This is a genomic window from Microbulbifer sp. TB1203 (assembly GCF_030997045.1).
Taxonomy (GTDB): Bacteria; Pseudomonadota; Gammaproteobacteria; order Pseudomonadales; family Cellvibrionaceae; genus Microbulbifer.
Window position 1 is genome coordinate 3,474,076 of sequence record NZ_CP116899.1, and the last position, 16,844, is coordinate 3,490,919.

The window sequence follows — 16,844 nt, forward strand, 5'->3', positions numbered from 1 at the left end:
TCCAATAGCCAGAAAAGCACCGCTAAGAATATGAAATCGACCATGAAACACACCTATCTCGCCGCCCTGTTGCTACTCCTCACCGGCTGCGAGCCGGTGCAGTTCGCCGGCGGCACCGCCCTGCCGGACGGCTCCATCTATGCCGGAGATCTGGAGAATGGCCTGTTTCACGGCCAGGGCAAGCTGACCTGGCCGGATGGCCGCTTCTACGAGGGGGAATTCCGGCAGGGCCGGATGACCGGCCGGGGGCGGTTCGATTACGGCGATGGCTGTATCTACGAGGGTGAATTTCTCGACGGCGATCTCAATGGCAGCGGTCGCTATGAATGTGGAGAGACCGCCTGGGAGGGGCAATTCCAGCAGGGAGAGCTGCTGAAAGGATCGGTTTCCTGGGAGGAAGGGGGAGCCTACGAAGGGGAGTTCCAGGACTGGGAGCCTCACGGCCAGGGACACCAGACGACCACCGAGGGCGCCCACTACGAAGGCACCTTTGAAGACGGCTATCTGGTGCAGGGCAGCTATCGGGACGAACAGGGCTATCGCTACCAGGGCGGTTTTGAATACTCCTATTACGCCGGCGAGGGGGAGCTGACCCAGCCGGACGGCACCGTTATCCGGGCCACCTTCGAGTACGGCGAGGCGAATGGCGAGGGTGTTCGCATTCGCAAGGATGACAAGGGCGAACCGCTGGAGGAAACGGGCTATTTCGCATCCGGCCAGTATTACCCCAGCAAACAGGCCTGGCAGGGCAACCACAGGCAACAGAAGGCAGCCGTGGAAGCGCGCCTCTACTCCGAGGCCGACCGACTGCAATCGACACTCGCCTCACTGGCCCCGCAGCGGCCGGGCGTGCGCGATGTATACCTGCTGGTGGTTGGCGGTGACGGCACCTCACCCGTGTTTGCCAAGGAAGTGGACTGGGTGTCGGAACGGCTGAGCAGCGTATTCGATGTCAAGCAACGGCAGCTGCGCCTCTCCAACGGCGGCGGCGATAAATTTCCTCTCGCCACCCGCACCAGCGTGCGGGAAAGCCTCAAGGCGCTGGATGCCCTGATGGACCCGGAAGAAGACCTGCTGCTGGTGCACCTGGTCAGCCACGGCGACGACAATGGAGACTTCAAGCTCGCCGAGAAGAAGCTGCCGCTGAACGATCTGTCGGTGGCGGACGGCAAGCAATGGCTGGACGGCCTGAACGCACGCCACCAATGGATAGTGATCTCCGCCTGCTACTCCGGTCTGTGGAAGGAGGCCCTGGCCAACCCCAACCGGGTGGTATTCACCTCCGCCGCCCCGGACCGCACTTCCTTCGGCTGCAGTGACGACTCCGAGCGCACCTGGTTCAGCGCGGCGCTGTACGATGAGGCACTGAATACGGGTGTCGGCGACCCAGCGGCCTGGTTCGCCGCCGCCAACAAGCGGGTTACCGAGATGGAAAAGGAACAGGGGATTGAGGGGGAATCGCACTCACTGCCGCAGCACGCGGTTGGGCAAGAGTTCCTGCGGTGGTGGAAACATTAACTCCACCCCTGCAAAATGATCTCGATTCGTACCCGAACCAATACAAGGAAAACAACCACTCGAAGGAACCGAAACATGAATAACCTGCCCCGACCCGACGACCTGTTCGAGGAAATCAGTCAGATAGTCGAGCAAGCCCGCAACCGGGTGCAGCGCAGTGTAAACACGGCCATGGTGCAGACGTACTGGCACATAGGGCGCCTGATTCTGGAGCACGAACAGCAGGGTGAGCGGCGCGCGGCCTACGGCAAGGGACAACTCAAACTTCTATCCGAACGGCTGACTGGTCGGTTCGGCAAGGGGTTCGACGTCACCAATCTGCGCAATATGCGGCGCTTCTATGAGACCTTCCCAATTCGAGAGACACTGTCTCTCGAATTGAGCTGGTCTCACTACAACATTCTGGCCCGGGTGGTGAACCCCGAGGCCCGTATCTGGTACATGCAGGAAGCAGCAAACCAAGGCTGGAGTGTCCGCGCCCTGGAACGCCAGATAGGCGTGCTCTACTACGAACGTCTGCTCTCCAGCAAGGACAGGGTCCCAGTGGAGATCGAGGCCCAGGAGAAAACCGAGCCCCTTGCCGAAGACCCCAAAGACTATCTGCGTGACCCCTATATCCTCGATTTCCTGAATCTGGACAGCCAACCTTATCAGGAGAGCAATCTCGAGCAGGGCATCATCAGCAACCTGCAACGCTTTCTGTTGGAACTGGGCAAGGGCTTCGCGTTTGTCGAGCGGCAGCAGCGCATCCGCACCGAGGATGGCGATTACTATATCGACCTGGTCTTCTACAACTACTACCTGAAATGCTTCGTTCTGATCGACCTGAAGATGAACAAGCTTACGCACCAGGATGTTGGCCAGATGGATATGTACGTGCGGCTTTACGAAGAACAGAAACGCGGCTCGGACGACAACCCCACCATCGGCCTGATCCTTTGCAGTGAGCACAACCACACGGTTGCGCAGTATTCAGTGCTCAAAGACAGCCAACAGCTCTTCGCCTCCAAATACCTGACCATATTGCCCAGCGAAGAGGAACTGAAACGCGAGCTGGAACGGGAGCGGGCGCTCGTACAGCGGAAAATAGAGGAAGCGGTACGCGAATACCGGGTAGATGCTTAAACGGTAGATAAAAGAACCGCCGCCAGGCAGACCGCTCCCGGCCTGTGGAAAGAGGCCCAGGCCAACCCCAACCGGGTGGTATTCACCTCCGCCGCCCCGGACCGCACCTCCTTCGGTTGCGGGGACGACTCCGAGCGCACTTGGTTCAGCGCGGCCCTGTATGGCGATGCGCTGGACACGAGTGCCGCCGACCCCGCCGCCTGGTTCGCCGCCGCCAATGAGCGGGTTACCGAAATGGAAAAAGAACAGGGGATTGAGGGGGAGTCGCATTCGCTGCCGCAGCATGCGGTGGGGCCGGAGTTTTTGCGGTGGGGACGGTGATACGAGCAGATGACAGGAGCAAAGATCTTAACCAATCCAGCTAACAGCACCCTCTCTATAGCTTATTGGGAATGAATGCCGGCGAGCTACTGAGAGGGTGTCATTACTTACTGGATATTCAGCTTAGCCAAATGCAAGTTGGTCCTAATTTTCCTTTCTTGCAAACCATCATTACTACCTACCCAGTAGTTGTGCTTAGCCGTATCAGTCTCAACGCTAGATGCCCCACCATCTCTTAAGGCATTATGCAAAGCTTCCTGATTAATTTTAGGGTTCTTGCTATTGCTGTAGACCCAGAAATTCAATGGCTTCGAACAGCCCAGAAGTCTCGCTGCTTCCATGATCGCACTACAAGTCTTCTCATACAGACTTTTATTCGCCTTAACCAGAGCTTGACGAAGCATATCGTGCTCACTTTCAGCATTTAAGTTCTTGACGTAGACATCACCGATTATGTCATCGGGCCTAACTTTAAAGTAATCTGTACCTATGTTCACAGCAGCAACAATATCATGAGAGTTGGTAGCATCAATGCCAAAAACCCAAACCTCACGATCAATGATTGCCGCTTCCCTCATGGCTCCCTTGATAAAGGCCTTGAAGGGAGATGCACCTTTCGCATACCTGGCTTTCCAGACGCTGTACTGATCCAAACAAGTTCTAAGTACAAAATCCTTCTTTTCTTTGCCGTTATTAAAGATGATATCTACATCCACTTTGTAGTCATACAAGCCTTCGGCAAATGTCATAGCTCCTTTAGGTTGCTTAGTCATCATCCTCACCCTCGTCACACTCCATTGCTTCAGAGGAAATGCCTACGTAGCGGATCTGCCCATCTTCCAGAGAGCTAGAGGCCGCACGGATGATTTGTCTATCATCTTCGTTAGACTCGCTAAAATTGGCGGGATCGAATTGCGCACACTTGGTAAGCTCCAGAATTTCCATCTTCTGCCCTTCGAGGTACTTCTCAAAGAGAGAGACAGCTTCTTTAATACTTGTGGCTGGCACAAACCCGGTGCCCACCATGTACTCCGAACCATCCTCATTCATTGGGGAAAGCTCATCGAGAGAGGCTTTATGGTAAATAAGCCATACAGATACCACTTCCATTAAGTAGACTCCTTTTTAATGGCACGCGCGGGAAACGCCCGTGAGTTGCATTGAGAGATATTTAAACAGATTAATTTCTCAACAGAAAGTCCATAAATTCGACTCTGGCACCATTTATTTTTGACTCTGGCACGGTACTTGTTGGCCTTTACTTATCATCGCACTCATGAAATGGCATCAACTATTGAGAACCGATGCAGCTTCTGTGCGAATGCTCTTGACGGTGGTGAAGCGGGCGCAAATTCGAGTGACCTCGATATCGATACAGGTGACCTTCCATCCGCATTACAGGAGCGGAAAGCAGCGCTTACGCCCAAGGCTCACCAGGACAAGCTTTGGCCGGTGATACTGTGGCTGTGTGCCCTGCAAGCCTGTAAAGCCGAGACGTTGGCGAACATGCTTGACCAGCAGGTCACGCACTTGAAGACCGGTCGTCTCACCGGGAAGCGCAAGCAGAGACTGCTGGATTACCTGCACCCGGAAGTCGTCAACCACCCCGACCAGGCCTATGTGACAACAAAAATGCACGATATATTGGGTACCGGAACCTCCAGCGCCCGCAGGCATCTCACTGCTTAGGCCAGGATAACCGGCAACCAGACCCCACTATGCTCCGATTTCTGAGAACCCCTTTCAAATTCGTCCTCTGGCTCTGCGCTGCCTTCGCGACTGCAACAGTCCTGCTGGTGCTGATGCTGCGCTGGGTAGATCCACCCTCTTCCGCGGTGATCCAGTTCTGGCAGCAGCACAGCGGCCAAAGGGCGCAGCAGCAGTGGCGCCCGCTGGAGAAGATTTCCCCCAACCTGCAGATGGCCGTTATCGCCGCGGAAGACCAGAAGTTCCCCGAGCACTACGGTTTCGATTTCGCCGCGCTCAAAAAAGCCATCAGCGAAAACCGCAAACGCACCCGCGGCGCCAGTACCATTACCCAGCAGACCGCCAAAAACCTGTTCCTGTGGAACGGCCGCAGCTACCTGCGCAAAGGGCTGGAAGCCTGGTTTACCCTGTTGATGGAATTGCTCTGGCCCAAGGAACGGATTCTGGAGGTCTACCTGAATATCGCCGAATTCGGGGAGGGGATTTACGGTGCCGAGGCCGCGGCAAGAAGCTTTTTCGGCGCATCCGCGCAAAATATCAGCCATTGGCAGGCGGGGCTTATGGCCGCGGTGCTGCCAAGCCCGAAGCGGATGTCCGTAAAAGCGCCTTCCCGTTATGTGCGCAGCCGCGCATCGACCATTCACAGACAGGTGCGGAAACTGGGTGGCGCCGGTTATCTGAAGAATCTCTAAGAGCGGATTCGACATGAAGTTTATCTACCTCCCGGTGTCGCTCGCTGCCGCAGAAGGCTATTGGGGAGGTTGAGGTTACTTCACCCTCGGCAAGCCAAACATCAAAACACACAAAAATTGTATAGTGGACACATGGGGGCGGAGCCCGTGGCGGAGATAGATATGATCTTGTCGTTGAGTAAGAAAACTTCAATAGCAGTCAAATTCGTCGCCATGTTGACGCTATCACTTATCGGAGGATGTGCAATGTCCGCAGACATAGAATTGAAATGGGAGTGGCCGGCTGATCGAGCGATTGAAGACCGGTTTCTTATCAAGGTTGAAAAGGTTAAGGCCCAGGATTCAGGTCTTTTTGGACTGAAAAAATCACCGTCTTTCGCATCAAATATCCCAGAGCCCACCGTCATTACAGGCGTTGTCCAGAACAAGGGCACCGTAATTAACGGGAAAAGTCTAAAGGTAGTCGCACCAAAGCCCGAAGCAGAAGAAATAGAGGCTGGGAGTTACGCCGTTCTTGGCGTTGTCGATAAAGATGTTTGTATCTGCATCGTCCCGGTTGAGTCGGCAGATATTGATATAACGCAAATAAACTGTCCCTGACCAATGCTTCTTACCATTGCGATGGTCACAGTAGGCTCCTTGTCAGGAGCCTACTTTCTTTATATAAGCACACTCTATCTGGCCCAAAGCCATCTTGTATTCTATCCAAGCAAACCTGATTTTCTAAACTACAGGAAATTTGCAGATTTCTCCGAAGAATTACGAACAAAGGATGGAATAAAACTTCAGGCCTGGACAATTCCGGCAAGAGAACCAATCATCCAACAACCTATCCATTTGATCAATTTCGGAGGAAACACACAAGAAGCGAGCTCCATGATCCCCCTACTCCAAGAGCTTAATTAACGCTTTTATTATTAAACCTGCGACCAAATAGACTTTTCTGGTCAACTAATCACCACTCGCGAAATAATGGCCTAAGTGCGCGAGCCGACCGAAGCGAGACCACAGCAAATCTGCCGAGGGCATAATCCGCTGGTATTCCGCAGGTTTGCGCCGGCCTCTGGCCGGCGGCAGCAAAGGAGACTATCGGAAAGCTGTTTCTGCGCTGGTGGGAAGGCTGAAGCTACTTCCGGTTCGCGCACCGCTTGAGGCTCTTCTCGTTTGGTCAGCCCCAGGCATTTGGGCCCTGGCATGACCGACAATCATGCTGTCATAGGAGCCCATATACCTGGTGAACGGCTCAGGGATACAGCAGCGAACCCACCCCTATCTTGATCACATTGCCGCCGATCCGGCAACGCACTTCCTTGCCCGGCTTCTTGTCGAATTCCGCATGCAGAATGCTCTTGCGGGTATCGTTGCTGCCGCGGTCGATAGAGAATGTGTGGGTACCGGCCGCGGTATCCGGCTGCTCGGCCAGATAGGCAATAAATTCCGGCATCACATTACCAATAGGCGGAAAAGCACCCCGGGGCATATCCGGGTTGAGCAGGCGGCCGTGGAATTGGGAAGAACCGGTAATGGAACCCGGTGCAAACAGGAACAGCTCAGAGGTGTACACATCGCCGGACAGCTCCGCCCAGTACCCGTGGTTCAGGCTGGCCGCCATCACATGTTCCGGGCGGGTGAAGGGCACTATCAGGGTCGGCGTATCCACACTCACCACCATGGGCTTGTACTTGCTGAACGCGATGTGCTTTTCATCGATGTTCAGAGCCGCCGCCAAGCGGGGAATTTCCGGGGTGTAGCGGTCGATGGTGGGGCTGAGCAGGCGGGCAAACTGGATGGAGCCCGGGGCCCCGTCCCCCTTGTCGATAAAGCTCTCGATCAGCTGGTCATTCTGCTTCAGCAGGAAGGAAGCGAAACTCCCTTCGTCCTTGGTCAGCCCCATTTCATGGGCCACATAGGAAGCGGCCAGAATGGTGTGTGCGCCAAACAACTCCCTCCCCCTGCTGCTGAACACGCTCACCGGCGCGGCGGCGTTATCCGGCTCGATGAACACCGTCTGGGTCTGCTGGAACTCACCGGCGATGGCCATCTTACCGTCATCGCTGACAGTTGCCCCATCCAGCTTCACCACCGGAATCTGGGAGCCCTGGAAAGGTACATCGGCAAATACATTGAGGAGTGCGTAATCGAGAGCCATGATCCTTCACCTTCTGTTTATTGCTCAGTAACGACTATGCCCGATTGTGGCAGGATTTCAATTACCAGCTGCGCCATAAGCGCGACGGATTTACAGGAATACCACCTATGCCCCAGGCCACACGCACCATTGCGCAGGAAGGCCTCAAGTCGCTGGAAGCCCTGATGGGCCCGGAAGAAGACCGACTATGGTGCACCTATCAGCCACGACGGCGACAGTGGAGATTTCAAGCTGGGCTAGAAGCAGCTGCCGCTGACCGACCTGTCCATGGCCGATGGCAAGCAGTGGCCGGACGGCCTTAACTCCCCTGAATATGCCCCAGTCGAGCTGATCATCTTTGCAAACGACTGCAGCATCCCCAGAAAATCCCGCCCCACTGCAGTTTCTCCATGGCCACCACAATGCTTTCGAATGTCGACAGACTGTTGGGCGAGAGAGGAGTGACGAATCTGGTAGTTGGAGTGCAGGTCTCCCTCAAGGCTGACCCGGGGCAACTGCTGCAACGCCGGGTGAAGGCGCAGTATTCTCTTGGACTTGCGCCAACTAGCGTCAATCACCACCAGCTGCTTCTGGTCTCGGGTACTGCCGGCAGCCAGCTCAAGGAAAGATAGAGCAAGGCCGAACAGGATACCAGGAACCGCGCCAACTCCGCCTCAGACAGGCTCTCCGCCACCACCAGTTCACTGTTCTCCAGGCACAGGGTGCCATGCGCCCGGTGTTGAACGGGTGCTTCTGTTCCAGGGGGGGTGCCGTATGATCAGCATCCTGATGCGATTGGCGATATGGACCAGTGCGCTGCAGTAACAGACCTTCAGCGGGCGTTGGCAGGTTGGGCAGATTTGACGCGACATAGATGACTGAAAATCAGGATTCCCCGGCTCACTCTTTTTCGGCGCAGTGGCTCTCTGAAGCAGAGATACCCCTGGCCAACAAATTTTACCGCACGCATAAATTCCGCGGCAAAGCGCGGCGGCATGATCCCTGTATGGTGATCAGGGACGAGCAGAAGCAGATTATTGCCTGCGGGTGCCTGAGGCAGTCAGCGGAGTGTCAATTGCTGGCGGGGGTTGCGGTTGTGCCGGACTACCAGGGTCAGGGTGTTGCCCGACAACTGCTGAACAGCATGGCAGAAGCTTTTGACGAGCGGACCTTTACTTTCCCTATTCGCATCTGGTGCCATTTTACCGGTCTTTGGGATTTGTAGAGGCAGATACGGATGGGCAGCCCTCGGCAATCGTCGATCGGTTCCAAACCTACCGGAGGCAGGGGCGCGATATTTTGTTGATGCGCTATCAAGTTCAGCAATAACCAGAACCGAATAAATTGCAGGCATTCATCAGTGCCACGCTAGTCTCAACAGATTATTCTCATTAATAAGCAATGATGTAGTAGATGGGTATTCTGCATAGTTACTGCAAATCTACCGCACATTAAACTGTCACTGCTACTGAAGCCTCCACTAGAGTCTCAACTGTCGTATAAATATCGATGCTTTCATCAGGGGTATCAATACTGACAACGAGACTATAACGCACCTCATTCTTCCAGCGATCCAGTGCCGTGCGGTACTTCCACCAGCCACCGACCGGGTAAACGGCAATCGTGTGCATATCTGCAAGGTCCGCTGCGGAGCCAATCCAGGTATCAGAATGCAATGAGCCTCGCGAACGCAATGTAGGACCTAAACGCCACCCGTCGTTGTCGCCCTCAGGACCGGTATAACCCTCCATCGTTTCGTTTGCTACTTTGTTGATTGAAGCGCGGAAATTTTCAAGCGATTGACCGGGACGAATGACGTCGAATCGCAACCCATGAGATGGGTAGGTATACCGGCTTCTATAACCTCGGCGTCCCGGGTTCGGCTCTACAAAATACGACAGAGTCACACGAAACTGTACTTCGAGCTCAGGAGGTAACTGTTGTAGCGCCTCGATTGGCCACGGCAATTCATGCAACCTCATCTCGTTCAGCTTCGGATCCGCTGAAGCCGACGCACTGCTCTCTTTTACAAATGGTTGCAATTCACCTTGTGCAATCAGTGTGAGCATATGATTCGCGCTGTACCGCGCCCGCTCCAGATTGGGCACACCAAATCCAAATGTTCGCAGCATACTCTCTTTCGCGACTTTCGGACTATGGCTTTTATTCAGCAGCCCGAATCGCTCCCACATTCTGGGAGTCCATTCGGCCGAATGGACAAGTAATGCGCGGATGGATTCCGGCCAAAACTCTGGATACTCAGCCATCAAAATAGCGGCATGTCCCGATACCTGAGCACAGGCTGCACTTGTATCTGCAGACACTTCGAACAACTGCACACTGCTTCGGCCGGACGTCGTCAGTAAAGAGACGGTGTCAGCGTCAGTAACTTCAGTTTTGTCAGGCGAGAGCAGCCGATTTCCACCCTCTGCGACCAATTCTGGTTTAAAAGGAGCAAACTTCCTCCAATCCCAATTAACCGATGAGCGTGAAGCGGGCGCTATATCGCCGGCAACCGCTAGCGGAGACCACTCTGCGAAACTCGGGTCATCATTCGTAGTGAGCTCTGTATAAGCGCCTATCGTTAATGCATTCCAGGATTGTGCCGGGTCCTCTATCTCAGCCAACTGAACTTGCTCCCAGTAGTCGAGAGCCGCAGCTATAGAACGGTTATTGCCGGCTGAAATTACGAACAATCTCTGCTTTCCATCCTCAAACCCCGAAGAAAATTGGTCTAGCTCCGAGGACCAGGAGGATGGTAGACCCCCTAGGGAATCAGGCTCTGCGGTTACCGACAGAGAAAAGATACGATTGATATCTGGGGCGCCAATTTCCAGCTTTGAGGCTGTGCCCACAGTAATATCCCCATACAGCTCCGGCTCGTTATTACCGGTTGGCGGCAGAATTCGGGCAGACTCGATGCAATGATTTAGCTCGATAGTCTCTTTACTTACCACCGCTAAGTGTAAATCTCCAAATACCGCAAGTCCCGCCAGCCTGGACCCGTGATCATTAAATTCGAGCGCACCATAAGTATCGAAGTGTGGCCAATCAGGTTCCCAACATGCTGCTTGATCATCAGAGCAAACCAGCTTCAGTAATGGGTGATTGTAGTTAACCCCAGCATCAAGGATGGTTACCGCCGTGGATACCTTTTCGTCGATTTGAACGCGCTCATTGAGGTCAGCCACCCATTCCTGCTGCTCTTTTGGTGAAGACTCAACCAGTACAGTTGGAGTCTCTTTTGCGCGCCTTAATTCTTGCAGGTTCGAGATCAATTCCGGGGCAGATTTCAGCTGATTTGCTGATGCCCGGATGAGCACTACCACGCTGTCAAAAAAGCTAAGAGAGGTATTGCCTAAGCGAGCCTCAATGCGTTGCGCCAACTGATGCGCGATACCGATAGAATCCTCGTCTTCAGGCCGCCTCTTCAGCCAAAGCTCCCACCAAACCACTTGCTGCTCATCTTCCGGAAATAGCGAAACATCATCGGTCCAGAATGAATGGAGATCAGCGAGCCTGACTTCAGATATGCTGTCAATCAACTTATGGTTTCTGGGCTCTCCGCCCTTGCTGTCCTTCTGTGGATCTAGGTATTGATCCAGCTTTTTCTGGAATACATTTCTGCGGCTTTCCGGAACAAAGACGACAGCCACATCTCGATCATCAACTTTTCGGCAAGACCTGAGTTTAAAATCGCGGCCATCCAAGCTATCCAGCGCCAATGGGTAATCTGGTATGCCGATGATCTCGACATAAATTCCGATATCTTCAGTGATTGGTTCAGGGGCTACCTCTCGCTGGCTGTCGTAGCCGCTCTGGATCGCGGCATACTGCTGAGTCAATTCTTGACCGTGAGAGGCTCGGTTTTGGAGAGGAACCTGTGCACCACGCCCCGTTCGGCGAGATTGAAAGTCTTCGTTCTGAACAAATCCGCTCAATAAAATATGGGGTTTCCGTTCCGCCATAGGGGCCGCTACTTATATATTTCCAGATTGTCGACGTTTTATCGCTTTTAGCAGCAATGCCGTATTAATTTGGGCATCGTGGTGAAGCACCGCATCTTTGGCGGCATCTTCACATGCTCTCGCGACCTCTGCCGAGCTCAGCCCGACAGCAGCCGAAGAAATCTCAGACCATTTCATTGACTCTGTATCAAATAGATTGAGCCGGTTTTCAATAATTTTCCTGACTTGCTCTTCACCCGGCTTTTCAAACGGAATGATGTCATCGAACCGACGATAAAGTGCCTTATCAAGTAATTCAGGGTGATTGGTTGCAGCTACGATTACGCTTTCCGACGCATCCTGCTCTACAAACAGCAAAAAAGAGTTCAATACTCGGCGGATTTCGCCGACGTCGTTCTGTGCTCCCCGTTGTGTACCAATCGCATCAAATTCATCAAACAAGTAAACGGCACGAGCCTGGCGGATATGATCAAAGATCAATCTAAGCTTCGCCGCAGTTTCGCCCATAAAACGGGTGATCAAGTTATCCAATACGATGGTATACATCGGTAGTCGCAGTTCTGTCGCCAAGACGGCAGCGGACATCGTCTTTCCTGTTCCAGGAGGGCCGGTAAACAGAAGTTTACGCCGGGGTAGGAGCCCAAACTTAGCTAGTCGATCCTTTTGACGCTGTTCAAGCAAGACTTGATTGAGCCGGTCCTTGACCTCGGGCGAAAGGACCAGTTCACCACTTCTAACTGAAGGGTGTGTGAGTTCAAGTAGTCCTTTCAGGTCACCTTTGGGCTGTTGTACCAATGGAGTCGGTTTGACAGAAGAGAGATTCGCTTCCTTCTTTTCGCGCTGGGATTTCTCAATCAGAGATTTTATATCGCGAGCCAGTTTATGATGCCCCTGTCTAGCCTCCTTTGCTGCCACCTGCAAGGCAATAGAATAGAATCGCTGGTCATCATGATCAGCGTGACTCTTCAATAGTGCCTTTATCTGCTCTGCCGTAGCCATAGTATGTTCACTCCCGTGGAGTGCAATGATAGCGAGGTTTGCCCGCTGAATGAAATTTAGAGGCGCTATCAAATACTGACACCCATGGTGACCAATCGGCCGCCACGGTCACAAGACTACAGGTACAGCCAAGATTAAGCCTACTCACGCTATGGATCCCCGGCAGCTAAAGCTACGCGCCAAAATCGTCCAAGAACTCGGAAATTGGATCAACTCCACTGATCAATAGGTGGTTCCGAGCCTTGGTCCAGGCTACGTAGAGCAGATGCCGTTCGGTATCGAACTCCCACAGATCAAACTTATCCCCAAGCTCCTCCCCTCAGGCTTCTCCCGCTACTCCCGAACCTTGATCTCTGCCATCTTGTAGGACATCGCCTGCCCCGGCCAGAAGCTATAGCGGTCTACCTCGGCACGCACGTTGGCTGTCCACGGGGAAGATCGACTAATGATTGCACCATTATTAACTATGTAGTTACGCAGCCCAACCTTCAGACAAAACCTCAGCCTGCTTCAGCACCAGTTCCACCGCCTCCTCTTGCCGATCCGGCGGGTACTTGTATTTCTTCAGTATCCGCTTCACTAGCAGCCGCAATTTTGCCCGCACAGATTCCCGCTTCTGCCAATCTACCGTTGTGCTGTTGCGCAGCCGCAAAGTGAGTTCCACGGCGATGGTACGCAGCACTTCCTCTCCGAGGTCTCGCACGGAGGCTTCATTGGCCTCCAGCGCCTCGTAGAAGGCCAGTTCGTCGTCGCTCAGACGCAATTGCTCGCCGCGGTTGGCGGCCGCCTTGAATTCCCTGGCCATGGCGATCAGTTCTTCGATCACCTGGGCGGTCTGGATGGAGCGGTTCTGGTACTTCACCAGGGTATCCTTGAGCCGGTCGGAGTACTTCTTGGCCTGGACCACGTTCTTGGCGCTGCGGGTCCTGATCTCGTCCGCCAGCAGCCGTTCGAGAATCTCCACTGCCAGGTTGCGGTGCTTCATCGCCGCCACATCTTGCATAAACTCCTCGGAGAGGATGGAGATATTCGGCTTGTCGAGCCCCACTGCCTCGAAGATATCCACCACCCGGTCGGAGACTATGGCGTTGCTCAATACCTGGCGCATGCGCGCCTGCTTGTCCGCGTCTGTGAGTTTCTTATCGGACTGCCCACGCTTGATCAGTGCCGCCCGCACCGCCTGCAGGAAGGCGATCTCTTCCTTGTGGGTCGCCGCTTCGTCCAAGGTTCCGCAGAGGGCATAGGCCTTACTGATGGCCAGCACTGTGTCGCAGTAGCGGGTTTTGCCGTCCTCGAGCCCGAGCACGAAATCCAGCACCGGGGCCATCAGCTGCAGCGGCCGGCTGGCGAAGTCCGAATAATCGCAGCCGTGGAGCAGCGCCCGTACCACCTCCAGCTTTTCCAACAGCAGTGCCAGCGCCTCGTGGGCGTCGACGGTGGGCTTGCCGCGGCCGTGGTTGGCGGTATAGGTCTTGAGCGCCTCCTTCAGCTCGGTGGCGATACCGATATAGTCCACTACCAGCCCGCCGGGTTTATCGCCGAATACCCGGTTAACCCGGGCGATGGCCTGCATCAGGTTGTGGCCCTTCATGGGTTTGTCGATATACAGGGTGTGCAGGCAGGGGGCGTCGAAGCCGGTTAGCCACATATCGCGCACGATCACCAGTTGCAGGGGATCGTCCGGGTCCTTCACCCGCTCCTCGAAGCGCTTGAGGGTCTCTTTGCTATAGAGATGCGGCTGGAACTGAACCAGATCGGCGGCGGAGCCGGTCATCACCACTTTTATCGCGCCCTTTTCCGGGTCTCTATCGTGCCATTCCGGGTGTATGGCGATGATCGCGTTGTACATATCCACACAGATGGCGCGGCTCATACACACGATCATGCCCTTGCCCGGCATCGCCCCCTGCCGGTTGGCGAAGTGCCCTACCAGATCCTTGGCCACCTGCTGAATGCGCGGCTCGGCGCCCACCACCGCTGCCAGCGCCGCCCAGCGGCCTTTGAAGCGCTCGCCCACCTCTTCCTCGTCCAGCTCGGTGATTTCGTCCACCTCGGCGTCGATCTTCGGCAGCGCATCCTCGCGCAGCTCTATCTTGGCCAAGCGCGATTCATAGAAGATCGGCACAGTGGCGCCGTCCTTGACCGCCTGCTCCACGTCGTACACATGGATGTAGTCGCCGAACACCGCGCGGGTGTCCTTGTCCTCCAGCTCGATGGGCGTGCCGGTAAAACCGACGAAGGCGGCGTTGGGCAGGGCATCGCGCAGGTGCTTGGCGTAGCCGTACTGGTATTTGCCGGACTCCGTCAGTCGCGCCTTGAGCCCGTACTGACTGCGGTGGGCCTCGTCGCTGATCACCAGCACATTGTCGCGCTCGCTCAGCACCGGGTGGCGCTGCTCGCCGTCCAGGAGGGCGAACTTCTGGATGGTGGTAAAGATGATGCCGCCGGAAGCCCGCTCCAACAGCAGCCGGCGCAGTTCGTCGCGGCTGTCTGCCTGGACCGGCAACTGGCGCAGCAGTTGCCGCGCCTGGCTGAATGTCTTGAACAGCTGGCCGTCGAGGTCATTGCGGTCGGTAACGATCACCAGCGTCGGGTTGCCCAACTCCGGGCTGCCGGCCAGCTTGGCGGCAAAACAGCACATGGAGATGCTCTTGCCGGAACCCTGGGTATGCCAGACCACGCCGCCGCGGTTGCTGCCAGCCTTATGCGCCTCGATGGCCGTGCGGGTAGCCGCGCGCACGGCAAAGAACTGGTGGTAGCCGGCGATCTTCTTGATCACCTTGCCGCGGTCCTCCTCGAAGATCACGAAGTGGCGCAGGTAGTCCAGCCAGTGCCCCTGGGCGAACAGGCCGCGCACCAGCACTTCCAGCTCCAGCTTGCCGGTATCCTCGTCCCGCGCGCCGGTGATGCTGCGCCACGGCAGGTAGCGTTCCCGATTGGCGGTGAGGGAGCCAAGACGCGCTTCCTGGCCGTCGGAGATCACCAGTGCCACATTGGGCGCAAACAGGTCCGGAATCTGCTCCTTATAGGTGCCGATCTGGTTGTAGGCGGACCAGATATCGGTTTTCTCGTCGGCGGGGTTCTTGAGTTCGATCACCGCCAGCGGCAGGCCGTTGACGAACACCACCATATCTGTCCGCCGCTTGCGGCTGCCCACCACGGTGAACTGGCGCACCACCAGCCAGTCGTTATTCTCCGGGCGATCGAAGTCCAGCAGACGCACGAACACGCCCTCGGTCACTTCCTTGCCCGCCACGTCCACATTGACGCCATCCACGAGCAGTTTGTGAAAGCCGCGGTTGGCCTGCGCGAGCACCGGCGTCTCGTGGTTGGTAACCACATGGAAGGCCTCCTCCCGCGCCACTTCCGGCAGGTAGCGGTTCAGTCGCTCGATGGCGGCCTTGAGGCGCGGGCGCAGGATCACCTGCTGCCAGTCGTTGCGTTCGGCACCGTCGCTGTCCGGGGCGATGGTCTCGCCGGCAATCACTTGGTAGCCGAGGTCTTCGAACCAGGTCTGGCAGAGGGTTTCGAGCTGGTCTTCACTGATCATTGTTTTTCTTTTGTTCGCACTGCTGGACTGGGCAGCCTAGGCCACCAGATACCGAGTAGACAGGGAGCTACTCTTCCCTGTCCCATTCTGCTTCATAACCGTTGCTCACGAAATAGCCGTTCAGGGAATGGAATATATACTCGGCCCAGGCCTCGAACCCTTCCCGCTCCAGGACCGGCACACCCTTGCCGCCGTCATCGGCCATGACATCGAGCATTTTCCAGTAAAAAGCGGATAAGATTTCTGCCTCGCGGCTGTCTTTTACGCCGCGGTTTTCGAGGATGGTCCTGGCTTTCTCATCGCCCATTTTATCGGCGTAGTGGAGGAGAATGGCTTCTTCTTCCGGGTATTTGTACTCGATCATAGTGCCTCCTGCGCCTCCCTGATGACTGACATTCTGTCTGCAACCCAGGTCAACTTTTCAGCCAGGGTTTCTATACGCATTCTTTCGGTTACTGCCAACAGGTAATGATTCTCGTCTTTCGGGTCAGCAACAAACGCTAGGCCACTTGGAATATCGGCCTTCTCTATCACCCAGAAAACGTCGATTGACGCCCCTCTGGTTACCTTCTTCTTCATTTTGTAGATGCGCTTCAGGTGCTGCCAGTGGGCAGAAAATGAAAGCCCCATCTCCGGGTGAGGCAAGACCCATCGTTCATCCTGCGAAAAAAGGTAATCCCGTTTCCTGACGCCGAATATGATAGAGGAATCATTGCTGTTTCTATATAAAGTGGGGTGAGCTCCCTGCTCCGTAGGGCGAGCATAGAATGGCCCCAGCTTCTTGATGTACTCACGCAAATCCTCAACAGTCCTGAATTGCTCCATATTCCATTCTC

16 protein-coding genes are annotated in these 16,844 nt (G+C 55.2%); 7 read left to right on the forward strand and 9 right to left on the reverse strand.

Features of this window, described 5'->3' with window-relative positions:
- Nucleotides 1-42: 42 nt before the first annotated feature.
- The 3 genes from PP263_RS14550 (at nt 43) to PP263_RS14560 (ending at nt 2,964) form a co-directional block, all read left to right on the forward strand.
- A complete protein-coding gene (locus PP263_RS14550) occupies nt 43-1,518 on the forward strand; it encodes a C13 family peptidase (protein ID WP_308364320.1) in 1,476 nt (491 codons plus the stop codon).
- Nucleotides 1,519-1,593: 75 nt separating this feature from the next.
- Entirely contained in the window at nt 1,594-2,643 is a 1,050-nt protein-coding gene (locus PP263_RS14555; RefSeq protein ID WP_308364321.1) for a PDDEXK nuclease domain-containing protein, read from the forward strand.
- A gap of 75 nt (nt 2,644-2,718) precedes the next feature.
- Complete coding sequence (locus PP263_RS14560) at nt 2,719-2,964, forward strand: hypothetical protein (RefSeq protein WP_374693663.1); 246 nt, start codon at nt 2,719-2,721, stop codon at nt 2,962-2,964.
- A gap of 107 nt (nt 2,965-3,071) precedes the next feature.
- Here PP263_RS14560 and PP263_RS14565 read toward each other — a convergent pair whose 3' ends face one another.
- Together PP263_RS14565 and PP263_RS14570 are read right to left on the reverse strand one after the other, a co-directional pair.
- Complete coding sequence (locus tag PP263_RS14565; protein ID WP_308364322.1) at nt 3,072-3,740, reverse strand: hypothetical protein; 669 nt, start codon at nt 3,738-3,740, stop codon at nt 3,072-3,074.
- Nucleotides 3,730-4,074 carry a hypothetical protein gene (locus PP263_RS14570; RefSeq protein ID WP_308364323.1) on the reverse strand — a complete coding sequence of 115 codons (345 nt, stop codon included), beginning with the start codon at nt 4,072-4,074 and terminating at the stop codon, nt 3,730-3,732. The genes PP263_RS14565 and PP263_RS14570 overlap by 11 nt, the downstream gene beginning before the upstream one ends.
- Before the next feature lie 396 nt (nt 4,075-4,470).
- Between PP263_RS14570 and PP263_RS14575 the strand changes: the two genes are divergently transcribed.
- From PP263_RS14575 to PP263_RS14585, 3 genes are all read left to right on the forward strand, one after another.
- Nucleotides 4,471-4,653 carry a hypothetical protein gene (locus PP263_RS14575; protein ID WP_308364324.1) on the forward strand — a complete coding sequence of 61 codons (183 nt, stop codon included), beginning with the start codon at nt 4,471-4,473 and terminating at the stop codon, nt 4,651-4,653.
- A gap of 29 nt (nt 4,654-4,682) precedes the next feature.
- Nucleotides 4,683-5,363 carry a monofunctional biosynthetic peptidoglycan transglycosylase gene (gene mtgA, locus PP263_RS14580; RefSeq protein ID WP_308364326.1) on the forward strand — a complete coding sequence of 227 codons (681 nt, stop codon included), beginning with the start codon at nt 4,683-4,685 and terminating at the stop codon, nt 5,361-5,363.
- 147 nt (nt 5,364-5,510) lie between these two features.
- The gene (locus tag PP263_RS14585; protein WP_308364327.1) at nt 5,511-5,963 is read left to right on the forward strand and encodes a hypothetical protein; all 453 of its coding nucleotides are present in this window, start codon (nt 5,511-5,513) and stop codon (nt 5,961-5,963) included.
- Nucleotides 5,964-6,606: 643 nt separating this feature from the next.
- Here PP263_RS14585 and PP263_RS14590 read toward each other — a convergent pair.
- Both PP263_RS14590 and PP263_RS14595 read right to left on the reverse strand, forming a co-directional pair.
- On the reverse strand, nt 6,607-7,512 hold the full coding sequence (locus PP263_RS14590) for a PhzF family phenazine biosynthesis protein (protein WP_308364328.1): 906 nt from the start codon (nt 7,510-7,512) through the stop codon (nt 6,607-6,609).
- Nucleotides 7,513-7,748: 236 nt separating this feature from the next.
- Nucleotides 7,749-8,141, reverse strand: a complete 393-nt coding sequence (locus PP263_RS14595) for a DTW domain-containing protein (RefSeq protein ID WP_374693722.1) — start codon at nt 8,139-8,141, stop codon at nt 7,749-7,751.
- Between the two features lie 224 nt (nt 8,142-8,365).
- Between PP263_RS14595 and PP263_RS14600 the strand changes: the two genes are divergently transcribed.
- Nucleotides 8,366-8,716, forward strand: coding sequence for a GNAT family N-acetyltransferase (locus PP263_RS14600; protein WP_308364331.1), 351 nt, complete (start codon nt 8,366-8,368; stop codon nt 8,714-8,716).
- Nucleotides 8,717-8,942: 226 nt separating this feature from the next.
- Here the strand turns inward: PP263_RS14600 and PP263_RS14605 are convergent, their stop codons facing one another.
- The 5 genes from PP263_RS14605 to PP263_RS14625 form a co-directional block, all read right to left on the reverse strand.
- Complete coding sequence (locus PP263_RS14605; protein WP_308364332.1) at nt 8,943-11,459, reverse strand: S8 family peptidase; 2,517 nt, start codon at nt 11,457-11,459, stop codon at nt 8,943-8,945.
- Between the two features lie 12 nt (nt 11,460-11,471).
- Nucleotides 11,472-12,458, reverse strand: coding sequence for an ATP-binding protein (locus tag PP263_RS14610; protein WP_308364334.1), 987 nt, complete (start codon nt 12,456-12,458; stop codon nt 11,472-11,474).
- A gap of 472 nt (nt 12,459-12,930) precedes the next feature.
- On the reverse strand, nt 12,931-16,008 hold the full coding sequence (locus tag PP263_RS14615) for a type I restriction endonuclease subunit R (RefSeq protein ID WP_308364335.1): 3,078 nt from the start codon (nt 16,006-16,008) through the stop codon (nt 12,931-12,933).
- A 67-nt stretch (nt 16,009-16,075) separates the two neighbouring features.
- Complete coding sequence (locus PP263_RS14620) at nt 16,076-16,372, reverse strand: hypothetical protein (protein ID WP_308364338.1); 297 nt, start codon at nt 16,370-16,372, stop codon at nt 16,076-16,078.
- Nucleotides 16,369-16,833: a hypothetical protein gene (locus PP263_RS14625; protein WP_308364339.1), complete on the reverse strand. Its 465-nt coding sequence runs from the start codon at nt 16,831-16,833 to the stop codon at nt 16,369-16,371. Before PP263_RS14625 ends, PP263_RS14620 begins: the two co-directional genes overlap by 4 nt.
- Nucleotides 16,834-16,844 lie beyond the last annotated feature (11 nt).

Excerpts from the sequence above, each read along its gene's own strand:
- PP263_RS14615 (WP_308364335.1), bottom strand. The coding sequence starts at position 16,008 with ATGATCAGTGAAGACCAGCTCGAAACCCTCTGCCAGACCTGGTTCGAA.
- PP263_RS14590 (WP_308364328.1), bottom strand. The coding sequence starts at position 7,512 with ATGGCTCTCGATTACGCACTCCTCAATGTATTTGCCGATGTACCTTTC.
- mtgA (WP_308364326.1), top strand. The coding sequence starts at position 4,683 with ATGCTCCGATTTCTGAGAACCCCTTTCAAATTCGTCCTCTGGCTCTGC.
- PP263_RS14575 (WP_308364324.1), top strand. The coding sequence starts at position 4,471 with ATGCTTGACCAGCAGGTCACGCACTTGAAGACCGGTCGTCTCACCGGG.
- PP263_RS14555 (WP_308364321.1), top strand. The coding sequence starts at position 1,594 with ATGAATAACCTGCCCCGACCCGACGACCTGTTCGAGGAAATCAGTCAG.
- PP263_RS14610 (WP_308364334.1), bottom strand. The coding sequence starts at position 12,458 with ATGGCTACGGCAGAGCAGATAAAGGCACTATTGAAGAGTCACGCTGAT.
- PP263_RS14550 (WP_308364320.1), top strand. The coding sequence starts at position 43 with ATGAAACACACCTATCTCGCCGCCCTGTTGCTACTCCTCACCGGCTGC.
- PP263_RS14570 (WP_308364323.1), bottom strand. The coding sequence starts at position 4,074 with ATGGAAGTGGTATCTGTATGGCTTATTTACCATAAAGCCTCTCTCGAT.
- PP263_RS14605 (WP_308364332.1), bottom strand. The coding sequence starts at position 11,459 with ATGGCGGAACGGAAACCCCATATTTTATTGAGCGGATTTGTTCAGAAC.
- PP263_RS14625 (WP_308364339.1), bottom strand. The coding sequence starts at position 16,833 with ATGGAGCAATTCAGGACTGTTGAGGATTTGCGTGAGTACATCAAGAAG.
- PP263_RS14565 (WP_308364322.1), bottom strand. The coding sequence starts at position 3,740 with ATGATGACTAAGCAACCTAAAGGAGCTATGACATTTGCCGAAGGCTTG.
- PP263_RS14620 (WP_308364338.1), bottom strand. The coding sequence starts at position 16,372 with ATGATCGAGTACAAATACCCGGAAGAAGAAGCCATTCTCCTCCACTAC.
- PP263_RS14600 (WP_308364331.1), top strand. The coding sequence starts at position 8,366 with ATGACTGAAAATCAGGATTCCCCGGCTCACTCTTTTTCGGCGCAGTGG.